The organism is Ensifer sp. 22521 (genome assembly GCF_052044795.1).
GTDB lineage: Bacteria > Pseudomonadota > Alphaproteobacteria > Rhizobiales > Rhizobiaceae > Ensifer.
The window spans coordinates 61,098-74,162 of the sequence record NZ_JBQENM010000006.1 but is presented as its reverse complement, the minus strand read 5'-3'; the positions used below and the strand labels follow the sequence as shown (position 1 = coordinate 74,162).

Genomic DNA, 13,065 nt, shown 5'->3' with positions numbered 1-13,065 from the left:
ATGGACGCTTTCGTTTCGACCTATGTCTGGCCCACGATCATCATGGTCGCCCAGTCGCTGCTGCTCCTGGTCGCGCTGCTGCTTTTCATCGCCTACATTCTGCTTGCCGACCGTAAGATCTGGGCTGCAGTTCAGCTCCGCCGTGGTCCGAATGTGGTAGGCCCGTGGGGACTTTTCCAGTCCTTCGCCGACCTTTTGAAGTTCGTCTTCAAGGAGCCGGTGATTCCGGCTGGCGCCAACAAGGCGATCTTCCTGCTCGCACCGCTCGTCTCCGTGACGCTGGCGCTTGCCGCCTGGGCGGTGATCCCACTCAACGCCGGCTGGGTCATCGCGAACGTCAACGTCGGCATCCTCTTCGTCTTCGCCATATCTTCTCTTGAAGTTTATGGCATCATCATGGGCGGCTGGGCGTCGAATTCCAAATATCCCTTCCTCGGCGCGCTCCGCTCCGCGGCACAGATGGTCTCCTATGAAGTCTCTATCGGCTTCGTCATCGTTACCGTCCTGCTCTGCGTCGGCTCGCTGAACCTGACGGACATCGTCAACGCTCAGTCCACGGGCATCGGCACGAATCTCGGCCTGCCGGCGTCGTTCCTCGACTGGCATTGGCTGGCGCTGTTCCCGATGTTCATCGTGTTCTTCATTTCCGCACTTGCCGAAACGAACCGCCCGCCCTTCGACCTGCCGGAAGCCGAATCCGAACTCGTCGCCGGCTTCATGGTCGAGTACGGCTCGACCCCGTACATGATGTTCATGCTCGGCGAATATGCCGCCATCTGCCTGATGTGCGCGCTGACGACGATCCTGTTCCTCGGCGGCTGGCTGCCCCCGGTTGACGTCTGGTTCTTGAACTGGGTTCCCGGCATCATCTGGTTCGTTCTGAAGGCATCCTTCGTGTTCTTCATGTTCGCAATGGTGAAGGCTTTCGTTCCGCGTTACCGCTACGACCAACTGATGCGTCTCGGCTGGAAGGTCTTCCTGCCGATCTCTCTTGCAATGGTCGTGATCACTGCATTCGTTCTCAAGCTGACGGGAGCCGCATGACGATGGCTCACGTTTGGCAGCATACCGCCGGTCGCTCCCAGGCCGGCAACTCTGGAGGTAAATGATGGCCGGTCTTTCGCAAGCCGTCAGCTCGCTGTTCCTGAAGGAATTCGTCGGCGCGTTCTTTCTGTCGATGCGCTATTTCTTCAAGCCGAAGGCGACGTTGAACTACCCCTTTGAAAAGGGGCCGGTCAGCCCGCGCTTCCGTGGCGAGCATGCGCTGCGCCGCTACCCGAATGGTGAAGAGCGTTGCATCGCCTGCAAGCTCTGCGAGGCGATCTGTCCTGCACAGGCCATCACCATCGAAGCTGGACCGCGCCGCAACGACGGCACCCGCCGTACGGTGCGCTACGACATCGACATGGTGAAGTGCATCTATTGCGGCTTCTGCCAGGAAGCCTGTCCGGTTGATGCCATCGTCGAGGGCCCGAACTTCGAGTTCGCCACCGAGACGCGCGAAGAGCTTTACTACGACAAGGACAAGCTCCTCGCCAACGGCGACCGTTGGGAGCGCGAAATCGCCCGCAACATCGCAATGGACTCGCCCTATCGCTGAGGCCAGAGCGTCGCGCCGCCCGGGGAGGGCGGTGCATGTGACATAGGTTTGGGCAACGGCCGGACGCGTGTCCGGCTTTGCCTGTGGAGTGGGGCCTGAAGCGCCTCACGCCGTGCAAGACGAAGAAGGCACCGATCATGGGTCTGCAGGTTCTTTTTTTCTATCTCTTTGCCTTCATCGCGGTGGCGTCGGCATTTATGGTCATTGCGGCCAGGAACCCGGTTTATTCGGTTCTGTTCCTGATCCTGACCTTCTTTAACTCGGCAGGCCTGTTCCTGCTGACCGGCGCCGAATTCCTCGCGATGATCCTGCTGGTCGTCTATGTCGGTGCGGTCGCGGTGCTGTTCCTGTTCGTCGTCATGATGCTCGACATCGACTTCGCGGAATTGCGGGCGGGCGTGCTCGAATACGCGCCGATCGGCGCGCTGATCGGCCTGATCCTGGCTGCCGAGCTTATCATCGTGGTCGGCGGCGCAACATTCTCGCCTGAGATCGCCAAGGCGATTTCGATGCCGATCCCGGCCGTCACGGAGCGCACGAACACGGCTGCCCTCGGCGACGTGCTCTATACGCACTACGTCTACTTCTTCCAGATCGCTGGCCTTGTGCTGCTCGTCGCCATGATCGGCGCCATCGTGCTGACCCTGCGCCACCGCGAAAACATCAAGCGCCAGAATATCCCGCAGCAGGTTGCCCGTACGCCCGAGACCGCCGTCGAAGTGGTCACGGTCAAGCCGGGCCAGGGCATCTAAGTCGGACGCGAGATCGAGGAACATAAAATGGAAATCGGAATTTCCCACTATCTCACCGTCAGCGCCATCCTGTTCACGCTGGGCGTCTTTGGCATCTTCCTGAACCGGAAGAACGTCATCGTTATCCTGATGTCGGTCGAACTCATTCTTCTCGCGGTCAACATCAACATGGTCGCTTTCTCGGCGTTCCTGAACGACATCACTGGCCAGGTCTTCGCCCTGTTCATCCTGACCGTCGCGGCTGCGGAAGCGGCTATCGGACTTGCAATTCTCGTCGTCTTCTACCGCAACCGCGGCTCGATCGCTGTTGAAGACGTCAACATGATGAAGGGCTGATTGGGCTATGGATACCATCATCAAGGCTATCGTCTTCCTGCCTTTGATCGGCTTTCTGATCGCCGGCCTCTTCGGTACTTCGATCGGCGCCAAGGCATCGGAATATGTGACAAGCGGTCTGATGATCATCGCCGCTGCGCTGTCCTGGTACGTCTTCTTCGACGTCGCCTTGGGCCACCAGGAGATGATCAAGGTTTCGGTGCTGCGCTGGATCCAATCCGGCAGCTTCGATGTCGAATGGGCGTTCCGCGTCGATACGCTGACATCGGTCATGTTCGTCGTCGTCAACACGGTGTCGACGCTCGTGCATGTCTATTCGATCGGATACATGCACCACGATCCGCATCGTCCGCGCTTCTTTGCCTATCTGTCGCTCTTCACCTTCGCGATGCTGATGCTCATCACGTCGGACAATCTGGTGCAGATGTTCTTCGGCTGGGAAGGTGTGGGTCTCGCGTCCTACCTGCTCATCGGCTTCTGGTACAAGAAGCCGTCGGCGAATGCTGCCGCGATGAAGGCCTTCATCGTCAACCGCGTCGGCGACTTCGGCTTCTCGCTCGGCATCTTCCTCGTCTTCGTGCTGTTCGGCTCGGTCAACTTCGAGACGATCTTCGCCGCCGCCCAGACCTACCTGCCGGCCGAAGGCGCTGCAGCAGGGGAGGCGGTTGTCACCCTGTTCGGCATGCACCTTGACAAGGCTGACGCGATCACTGCGGCCTGCCTTCTGCTCTTCATGGGCGCGATGGGTAAGTCGGCGCAGTTCCTGCTGCACACCTGGCTTCCGGATGCCATGGAAGGCCCGACTCCGGTTTCGGCACTTATCCATGCCGCAACCATGGTTACCGCCGGCGTCTTCCTCGTCGCCCGCATGTCGCCGCTCTTCGAACTGTCGCCGGACGCACTGACCGTCGTGACGATCATCGGTGCCATCACCGCCTTCTTCGCCGCGACCGTCGGTCTCGTTCAGAACGACATCAAGCGCGTCATCGCCTACTCGACCTGCTCGCAGCTCGGCTACATGTTTGTGGCGCTCGGCGTCGGCGCCTATGGCGCAGCGATCTTCCACCTGTTCACGCACGCCTTCTTCAAGGCTCTCCTGTTCTTGGGTGCCGGTTCGGTCATTCACGCCGTCGATGGCGAGCAGGACATGCGCTACATGGGTGGCCTCAGGAAGCACATCCCGGTCACCTACTGGATGATGTTCATCGGTACGATCGCGCTGACCGGTGTCGGTATTCCCGGTACGCTCTTCGGTACGGCTGGCTTCTTCTCGAAGGACGCGATCATCGAGTCGACGTTTGCCGCGCACAGCTCGGTATCCGGTTTCGCCTTCGCCCTGCTGGTGGTCGCCGCGCTCTTCACCAGCTTCTATTCGTGGCGCCTGGCCTTCATGACGTTCCACGGCAAGCCCCGTGCGTCGTCGGATGTCATGCATCACGTGCACGAGTCGCCGCAGGTCATGCTGGTGCCGCTCTACATTCTCGCCGCCGGCGCACTGATCGCGGGTTTCCTCTTCCACGACCACTTCTTCGGCGAAGGCTATGCCGAGTTCTGGAAGGGTGCGCTGTTCACATCGGCTGAAAACGAAGTCCTGCATGAGTACCACCACGTACCGCTGTGGGTTAAGTGGAGCCCGTTCTGCGCCATGGCGCTCGGCCTCTTCACCGCCTGGTACATGTATATCCGCCGGCCGGAACTGCCGAAGTATCTGGCAGACCAGCACCGTGGCCTCTACCAGTTCCTGCTCAACAAGTGGTACTTCGACGAGCTCTACGACCTGCTGTTCGTGCGCTCGGCCAAGTGGCTCGGCACCTTCCTCTGGAAGGAAGGCGACGGTCGCGTGATCGATGGCTACGGCCCGAACGGCATTGCCGCACGTGTGCTCAACGTTACTGACCGCGTTGTCCGCCTGCAGACTGGTTACCTCTATCACTACGCGTTCGCGATGCTGATCGGCATTGCCGCGCTTGTTACTTGGATGATGTTCAGGAGTTCCTTCTGATGACCGATTGGCCCGTACTTTCCGCGGTCACCTTCATGCCGCTCGTCGGCGTACTGCTTCTCTTGCTTGTCAGGGAAGACAGCGCCTACGGCCGCCGGAACATCCTGAACGTTTCGCTGCTGACGACGATCTTCACCTTCGCGGTGTCGGTCTACATCTGGTACCAGTTCGACGCGTCGAACCCCGGCTTCCAGATGCTCGAAAAGCACGAGTGGCTCGGCACCGGCATTTCCTACCATCTCGGAGTCGATGGCATCTCGGTGCTCTTCGTCGTGCTCTCGGCCTTCCTCATGCCGTTCTGCGTGCTCGCAAGCTGGCTGTCGATCGAGAAGCGTCTCAAGGCATACATGATCGCGTTTCTGGTCTTGGAAACGTTCATGATCGGCGTCTTCGTGTCGCTCGATATCGTGCTGTTCTACGTGTTCTTCGAAGCTGGCCTGATCCCGATGTTCCTCATCATCGGCGTCTGGGGTGGCAAGGACCGCGTTTACGCCAGCTACAAGTTCTTCCTCTACACGCTGCTCGGCTCGGTGCTGATGCTGCTCGCGATCATGGCGATGTACTGGCAGGCCGGTACCACCGACATCACGCAGCTGCTCGCCTACAACTTCCCGCGCCAGATGCAGACCTGGTTGTGGCTGGCCTTCTTCGCCTCCTTCGCGGTGAAGATGCCGATGTGGCCGGTTCACACCTGGCTTCCGGACGCGCACGTTCAGGCGCCGACGGCGGGATCCGTTATCCTGGCGGGCATTCTCCTGAAGCTCGGCGGCTACGGCTTCCTGCGCTTCTCGCTGCCGATGTTCCCGCTGGCATCCGACTATTTCGCTCCGTTCGTCTTCACGCTCTCGGTCGTTGCCATCATCTACACTTCGCTGGTCGCGATGATGCAGACCGACATCAAGAAGCTGATCGCCTATTCGTCGGTGGCGCACATGGGCTATGTGACGATGGGCATCTTCGCCGCCAATGTTCAGGGCGTTCAGGGCGCGATCTTCCAGATGCTGTCGCACGGCATCGTCTCCGGCGCACTCTTCCTTTGCGTCGGCGTCGTCTATGACCGTTTGCACACCCGCGAGATCGCGGCCTATGGCGGTCTCGTCAACAATATGCCGAAATACGCCGTCGCCTTCATGGTGTTCACCATGGCCAATGTTGGCTTGCCGGGCACGTCTAGCTTCGTCGGTGAAGTGCTGACCTTGGTCGGCGCCTTCCGCGCCAACACCTGGGTGGCGCTCTTCGCCACGTCCGGTGTGATCCTTTCGGCCGCCTATGCGCTCTGGCTCTACCGACGAGTGATCTTCGGTGCGCTGGAGAAGGAAAGCCTGAAGTCTCTGCTCGATCTTTCCGGTCGTGAAAAGGCGATCCTCTATCCGCTGGTGATCCTGACGATCTTTTTCGGCGTCTATCCGGCACCGATCTTCGATGCAACCGCGGCTTCCGTGGATCTGCTCGTCAACAACTACTCCGCAGCCCTGCAGGCAGCGCAAAACGTTGCGCTTTCGGTGCAATGACCACAGGACGTGATTGGACATGACTGCTGAAACCCTCCTTGCAAGCCTGCAACTCTCGATCCCCGAGTTGATCCTCGCGGTCGGCGCGATGGCATTGCTGATGATCGGCGTGTTTGCCGGCGAAAAATCGGCGTCGACGGTCACCGGCCTTGCGGTTGCCGTTCTGATCATCGCCGGTCTCTGGCTCGTGCTAAAGACCGGCGAAGGCTCGGCCTATGGCGGCGCCTTCCTGTCGGATCCCTTCGCCAAGTTCATGAAGGTGCTGGCGTTGATCGGTTCGATCACGGCACTGGTGATGACAGTCGGTCACGCGCGTTCCGCCCAGATTGATCGCTTCGAGTTCCCGGTGCTTCTGGTGCTGGCAACGCTCGGCATGCTGTTGATGATCTCGGCCAACGACCTGATGTCGCTGTACCTCTCGCTGGAACTGCAGTCGCTGGCGCTCTACGTCGTCGCTGCGATCAACCGCGACAGCATTCGCTCGACCGAGGCCGGCCTCAAGTACTTCGTGCTCGGTGCGCTTTCCTCGGGCATGCTGCTCTATGGCATGTCGCTGATCTACGGCTTCACTGGCCACACCGGCTTTACCCAGATCGCCGCTGCACTGACGGCGGAGGGACGTTCGCTCGGCCTGATCTTCGGTCTCGTCTTCGTGCTCGCCGGTCTCGCCTTCAAGATCTCGGCCGTGCCGTTCCACATGTGGACGCCTGATGTTTACGAAGGTGCGCCGACGCCGGTCACCGCCTTCTTCGCGGCAGCGCCGAAGGTTGCGGCCATGGCGATCCTTGTGCGTATCGTCATCAATGCCTTTGAACCCGTCGTTGCCGACTGGCAGCAGATCATCGTCTTCATCTCGATCGCTTCGATGCTGCTCGGTTCCTTCGCGGCGATCGGCCAGAAGAACATCAAGCGTCTGATGGCTTATTCCTCGATCGGCCACATGGGCTACGCGCTGGTCGGCCTTGCTGCCGGCTCGATGGCGGGCGTTCGCGGCGTGCTGCTCTACATGCTCATTTACATGGTCATGACGCTCGGCACCTTCGCCTGCATCCTGGCGATGCGGCGCAAGGAAGGCGAAAACGTTGAAAACGTCGACGACCTCGCTGGTCTCTCGCAGACGAACCCCTTCATGGCGACCGTACTGACCGTCCTGATGTTCTCGCTCGCCGGCATTCCGCCGATGGCAGGCTTCTTCGGGAAGTACTTCGTGTTCATGGCCGCAATCGAAGCGCAGCTCTATGCACTCGCCATCATCGGCGTCCTCGCATCCGTTGTCGGCGCCTATTACTACCTGCGCGTCATCAAGGTGATGTGGTTCGATGATGCCAAGGGCGAGTTCGCCCGTACGGCTGGCGAACTGAAACTGGTGTTCGGTCTCTCGGGTCTGTTCGTCCTTGGATACGTCCTGATCGGCGGTCCGCTTGGAAGCGCTGCCGAGGCCGCGGCGCGGACCTTCTTTTGATCGCCCTTGAAAGCGGCGGCCGGATATCGCCCGACGATTTCCGGCACGTCGCTCTCGATGCGGTCGGATCGACAAACAGCGAATGCCTGGCGCGTGCGCGCCAGGGCGACCCGGGCAATCTCTGGGTCACGGCTGTCAGGCAGACCGGTGGCCGGGGACGCCGCGGCCGCGCCTGGTTTTCAGAACCCGGCAATCTCTACGCATCGCTTCTCCTGATTGATCCGGCGCCGATCGAGCATTTGCATTCCCTGCCGCTCGCGGTTGCTGTTGCCGTGCACCGGGCAATCCGCCAGGTGATGCCGCCGGGCGCTGCACCGGTCGAGATCAAATGGCCGAACGATATTCTCATCGACGGCAAAAAGACCTGCGGCATCCTGCTCGAGGGTGAGGCGCTTGCAGATGGGCGCCAGGCACTGGTCATTGGCTGTGGCATCAACATTGCCGTCCAGCCGGACGAGGCCCTCTATCCCGTGACCTCGTTGAGGAGTGAAGGTGCGTCGGTTTCTCCGGACGAACTTTTCGCGCGGCTGTTCATGACGATGGCGGAGACGTTGTCGGTGTGGGAGCGCGGCGCGGGTATTGCAAAGACCATCGAGCAGTGGCGGTCGGCCGCCCGCGGCATCGGTGAGACGATAACTGTGAACCTGCCGGACCGGTCGCTTTCGGGCCGCTTTGCCGGTATTGATGAGACCGGGCGGTTGATGCTCGATACCGGGTCAGGCACGATGCACGCGATTGCCGCCGGCGACGTATTTTTCGGATAATTCCTAGAACAAGGGCGCGTTACAATATGGCGCAAGACGAAGAACTGGTGTTCTTGCCGCTTGGCGGCGTCGGCGAAATCGGCATGAATCTTGGCCTATACGGCTACGGGCGGCCCGGAAGCCGCCAGTGGATCATGGTCGATTGCGGCGTCACCTTTCCGGGGCCGGACCTTCCGGGCGTGGATCTGGTTCTCGCAGATATCAGCTTCCTGGCGGAAGAGCGCCGCAATCTCAAGGGCATCATCATTACCCACGCCCACGAGGACCATTATGGCGGCCTGAACGATCTCTGGCCGGGCCTCAACGTTCCGGTCTATGCCTCGCCGTTCACGGCAGGCATGCTGGAAGCCAAGCGCGATTTCGAGAGAAGCCGCAGTGAGATCCCGGTGACGATCTTCAAACAGGGCGACCGCATCAATGTTGGCCCGTTCGAGATCGAGGCGGTCGGTGTCAACCATTCGATCCCCGAGCCGATGTCGCTGATCATCCGCACGCCGGTCGGCACTGTCGTTCACACCGGCGACTGGAAGATCGACCTGCATCCGTCGCTTGGGCCCCTGACCGACGAGACGCGCTTCCGCCAGATTGGTGACGAAGGCGTCTTGGCGCTTATCTGCGATTCCACCAATGCTATGCGTGATGGTGTTTCGCCGTCGGAACAGGAAGTCTCCGAGAGCCTGACGAAGATCATCGCCAACGCCGAGGGCCGGGTCGCGATAACGACTTTCTCCTCGAATGTCGGGCGCATTCGCTCGATCGCCGAGGCGGCGGAAGAGGCGGGCAGGGATGTGCTGCTGCTCGGCAGTTCGATGAAGCGGGTCGTCGCCGTGGCCGCGGATCTCGGCCTGATGGAAGGGATCAAGCCTTTCCTTGCCGAAGACGAGTTCGGCTACGTGCCGCGCGACAAGGTCGTGGTCATCCTGACCGGTAGCCAGGGTGAGCCTCGGGCAGCACTCGCCAAGATTGCCCGCGACGAGATGCGCAACGTGGCTTTTTCCGCCGGCGATACGGTCGTTTTCTCCTCGCGCACCATCCCCGGCAACGAGAAGGCGATCAACGACATCAAGAATGGCCTGGTCGAGCAAGGCATACACATCATCACCGACAGTGAGGCGCTGGTGCATGTGTCCGGTCACCCGCGCCGCACCGAGCTGCAGCAGATGTATCAATGGCTGCGCCCGCAGATTCTCGTTCCGGTTCATGGCGAAGCCGCGCATCTGACGGCCCATGCCGAACTTGGTCAGCAGTCGGGCATCGCCAGCGTTCCGCGCCTTCGGAACGGTCAAATGCTGCGTCTTGCACCAGGCCCGGCCGAGGTCATCGACGAAGCGCCGCATGGCCGCATCTACAAGGACGGCAACCTCATCGGCGATTTCGAAGAGATGGGCATCGGCGAACGCCGCAAGCTCTCCTTCGCAGGGCACGTCGCCGTCAACGTCGTTCTTGATGGCCGCTACGATTTCCTTGGCGACCCGGACATCGTTGCGATCGGTCTGCCGGAATTCGATGACGAGGGCGAAGACATGGAGGATACGCTCTATGACGCGATCCTCGGTGCGGTCGAGAGCATTCCGCGGGCAAAGCGCAAGGATCTGGCCATGCTGCAGGAGGCGGTGCGCCGCGCCGTTCGCAGCACAGCCAACCAGACGTGGGGCAAGAAGCCGATTGTGACGGTGTTCGTCACCAAAGTCTGATTGGCGGTCGCCTCGCGGCAGTGTAAGCGGGGCCGGTACAGGACGCGGGAGGATCGCAATGCTGGGAAGAGTGAACCATATCGCCATCGCCGTGCCGGATCTTGCCTCCGCCGCCGAAAGCTACCGCTCGACGCTTGGTGCATCCGTCACCGAGCCGCAGACGTTGCCGGAACACGGCGTAACCGTGGTGTTCGTCACGCTGGCCAACACCAAGGTCGAGCTGTTGGAGCCGATCGGCGAGACCTCGCCGATCGCCGCTTTCCTGGCGAAGAACCCTTCGGGCGGGATGCATCACATCTGCTACGAGGTGGACAATATCCTCGCCGCGCGCGACGCGCTGCGTGCGGCCGGCGCTCGCGTTCTGGGGGACGGCGAGCCGAAAATCGGTGCGCATGGCAAGCCGGTGCTTTTCCTGCACCCCAAGGATTTCCAGGGTACGCTGATCGAACTCGAAGAGGTGTGACAGTTGACCGCGCGATGCGCATTTGTCTGATCGGGCAGGCGGCGCTATAAGGCGGACAGAATGTCGCGGAAGTCGCGGCGAAACGGCCTGCGGTCGTTGCGTCGATCGCCTTCACCGGGAGCCGGAAATGCCACTGTTTTCAACTTTTGCTATTTACTTCATCATTTGGTGGATCACGCTGTTTGCCGTTCTTCCCTTGGGAGTGCGCACGCAAGCGGAAGAAAACAGCGTCGTCCCGGGAAGCGTCGAAAGCGCGCCGGCCAAGTTCAATGCGAAACGGGTCGTGCTTTTGACCACGGCCATCGCGGCTGTCATCCAACTCGCCTGGTATATCGTCTCCGTCAAACTTGGCTACGGGATCGATTCTATTCCGCGGTTTTACCCGAAATTCTATTGAGAATTTCGGCAAGGCGGATGGGCTGAGCCGAACCGCAAGGCAATCGGAGAGTTTTCAGGATGCCGAGTGCTGGATTTCTGCGTCATGATGACGCCGCGCGCGATGCTGTGGGTGGAACCAGCGCAATTGCAGGATTGACCGCCGCCGAATTGACATAGTTCAATTTCTACACCTGCTTCGTGCTCGCGACGGAGTCGAGAAAAGCAAAAAAAAACAAGGCTAAAAGCCTTGTTTTTCAAGTTTCGCGTGATCCTAATCCGTTTCCGGCGGCAGCGACGAGGCGCGCCTAAGATCTTATCCTCCCAAGACTTGACCGCGAAAGTCGGCAAGAATTTAGTCTTCATGCCTGTTTTGTGAGCCGAAATTAGCCCAAACATTAAGCTGTGTCATCCTGTTTTTTTGCATTTTTGCTACAGTTGGGTAAAATATTCCCGTTGACAACTCCTGTCGTAATCTTGTTACTAGCGTGCTCTTTGACGCAGGCTTTTCCGGTCTTTTCCCCTCAAAATCAGTGGCTCCGATCTTTCCGGCGATGGCCTGAGAGTAGGGTTTTCTTCCGCCTGCGAAGCAGCTATGAACGCAAGGCTCATAAAGGTTCACGTTGGCTTTGCCGGCGATGGATAATGGAGAGCTCGACCCCGAGAAGCAACGGTCGCCCTTGCCAGTCTACCGGCGAAGAAGGCACCCGAGCTCAACGTCATTTCGCCCGAATCCGCCGATAGTGCGACGTTCATCAAGTTCTGGAACCCGTCATGCGCCTGTCCCGCTTTTTCATGCCCATCCTGAAGGAAAATCCTAAGGAAGCGGAAATCGTTTCCCACCGCCTCATGCTCCGTACCGGCATGATCCGGCAGCAGTCCTCGGGCATCTATACCTGGCTGCCACTGGGCAAGCGGGTTCTCGACAAGGTCAATGCGATCATCCGCGAAGAGCAGAACCGCTCAGGCGCAATCGAACTCTTGATGCCGACGCTGCAGTCCGCAGAGCTCTGGCAGGAAAGCGGCCGCTACGACGCCTATGGCAAGGAGATGCTGCGCATCAAGGATCGCCAGGACCGGCCGATGCTTTACGGCCCGACGAACGAGGAAATGATCACGGACGTCTTCCGGTCCTACGTGAAGTCCTATCGTGACCTGCCGCTCAACCTCTACCATATCCAGCTGAAGTTCCGCGACGAGATCCGTCCGCGCTTCGGCACCATGCGTTCGCGCGAGTTCCTGATGAAGGACGCCTATTCCTTCGATCTCGATCGCGAGGGGGCAGAACACGCCTATAACCGCATGTTCGCGGCCTACTTGCGCACGTTTGCGCGCATGGGTCTTCGCGCCATTCCGATGCGTGCCGACACCGGCCCGATCGGCGGTAACCTCAGCCACGAATTCATCATCCTCGCCGACACCGGCGAATCTGAAGTCTACTGCCACAAGGATTTCCTCGGCTTCGATATTCCGGGCGAAGAAACCAACTTCGAGGACGTCGCCGGCCTGAAGGCGATCTTCGACAAGTGGACCTCGCGTTACGCCGCAACATCGGAAATGCACGACGAGGCCGCCTTCAATGCGGTTGCCGAAGGCGACCGCCTGTCGGCCCGCGGCATTGAGGTCGGCCACATCTTCTACTTTGGCACCAAGTATTCCGAAGCCATGGGCGCCAAGGTTCTCGGCCCCGACGGCAAGGAGCATGCCGTGCACATGGGCTCCTACGGCATCGGCCCGACCCGCCTCGTGCCGGCGATCATCGAAGCGTCGCATGACGACAACGGCGTCATCTGGCCGAAGTCGATCTCGCCGTTCGATGGCGTCATCATCAACATGAAAGCGGGCGATGCCGCTTGCGACGGCGCCTGCGAGACGCTCTACTCCGAACTCGGCAAGGCGGGATTCGACACACTGCTCGACGACACGGACGACCGCGCCGGTGCAAAGTTCGCGACTGCGGACCTGATCGGTGTCCCGGTCCAGATCATCGTCGGCCCGCGTTCGATCGCCAACGGCGAAGTCGAGGTCAAGGATCGCAAGACCGGCGAGCGCGAGACCATGACCGTCGAAGCTGCGATCAACAAGCTGATAGCAACGAAGTGAAGA

The 13,065-nt window shown here is 60.2% G+C and carries 12 protein-coding genes; all 12 read left to right on the top strand.

The window, feature by feature from the left end; all coding sequences use genetic code 11:
- The 12 genes from nuoH (at position 1) to proS (ending at position 13,062) form a co-directional block, all read left to right on the top strand.
- Complete coding sequence (gene nuoH / locus ACTJKE_RS10140; protein WP_057252316.1) at positions 1–1,044, top strand: NADH-quinone oxidoreductase subunit NuoH; 1,044 nt, start codon at positions 1–3, stop codon at positions 1,042–1,044.
- A 64-nt stretch (positions 1,045–1,108) separates the two neighbouring features.
- Positions 1,109–1,600 carry an NADH-quinone oxidoreductase subunit NuoI gene (nuoI, locus tag ACTJKE_RS10135; RefSeq protein ID WP_025426590.1) on the top strand — a complete coding sequence of 164 codons (492 nt, stop codon included), beginning with the start codon at positions 1,109–1,111 and terminating at the stop codon, positions 1,598–1,600.
- A 137-nt stretch (positions 1,601–1,737) separates the two neighbouring features.
- Positions 1,738–2,352, top strand: coding sequence for an NADH-quinone oxidoreductase subunit J (locus ACTJKE_RS10130; RefSeq protein WP_057252871.1), 615 nt, complete (start codon positions 1,738–1,740; stop codon positions 2,350–2,352).
- Between the two features lie 27 nt (positions 2,353–2,379).
- The gene (gene nuoK, locus ACTJKE_RS10125; RefSeq protein ID WP_034803568.1) at positions 2,380–2,688 is read left to right on the top strand and encodes an NADH-quinone oxidoreductase subunit NuoK; all 309 of its coding nucleotides are present in this window, start codon (positions 2,380–2,382) and stop codon (positions 2,686–2,688) included.
- A 7-nt stretch (positions 2,689–2,695) separates the two neighbouring features.
- Positions 2,696–4,690, top strand: a complete 1,995-nt coding sequence (gene nuoL, locus ACTJKE_RS10120) for an NADH-quinone oxidoreductase subunit L (RefSeq protein ID WP_058321491.1) — start codon at positions 2,696–2,698, stop codon at positions 4,688–4,690.
- Positions 4,690–6,201 (top strand): NADH-quinone oxidoreductase subunit M, encoded by a 1,512-nt coding sequence (locus ACTJKE_RS10115; RefSeq protein WP_057252314.1) that lies wholly within the window; start codon positions 4,690–4,692, stop codon positions 6,199–6,201. Before nuoL ends, ACTJKE_RS10115 begins: the two co-directional genes overlap by 1 nt.
- A gap of 19 nt (positions 6,202–6,220) precedes the next feature.
- Positions 6,221–7,663: an NADH-quinone oxidoreductase subunit NuoN gene (nuoN, locus tag ACTJKE_RS10110; protein WP_057252312.1), complete on the top strand. Its 1,443-nt coding sequence runs from the start codon at positions 6,221–6,223 to the stop codon at positions 7,661–7,663.
- Positions 7,663–8,427: a biotin--[acetyl-CoA-carboxylase] ligase gene (locus ACTJKE_RS10105; protein WP_162728065.1), complete on the top strand. Its 765-nt coding sequence runs from the start codon at positions 7,663–7,665 to the stop codon at positions 8,425–8,427. The genes nuoN and ACTJKE_RS10105 overlap by 1 nt, the downstream gene beginning before the upstream one ends.
- A gap of 26 nt (positions 8,428–8,453) precedes the next feature.
- Positions 8,454–10,121: a ribonuclease J gene (locus ACTJKE_RS10100; protein WP_058329350.1), complete on the top strand. Its 1,668-nt coding sequence runs from the start codon at positions 8,454–8,456 to the stop codon at positions 10,119–10,121.
- A gap of 58 nt (positions 10,122–10,179) precedes the next feature.
- A complete protein-coding gene (gene mce / locus ACTJKE_RS10095; RefSeq protein WP_058321489.1) occupies positions 10,180–10,584 on the top strand; it encodes a methylmalonyl-CoA epimerase in 405 nt (134 codons plus the stop codon).
- A 127-nt stretch (positions 10,585–10,711) separates the two neighbouring features.
- Positions 10,712–10,981, top strand: a complete 270-nt coding sequence (locus ACTJKE_RS10090) for a DUF1467 family protein (RefSeq protein WP_057252306.1) — start codon at positions 10,712–10,714, stop codon at positions 10,979–10,981.
- A 752-nt stretch (positions 10,982–11,733) separates the two neighbouring features.
- On the top strand, positions 11,734–13,062 hold the full coding sequence (gene proS, locus ACTJKE_RS10085; protein ID WP_112995495.1) for a proline--tRNA ligase: 1,329 nt from the start codon (positions 11,734–11,736) through the stop codon (positions 13,060–13,062).
- Positions 13,063–13,065: the final 3 nt, after the last annotated feature.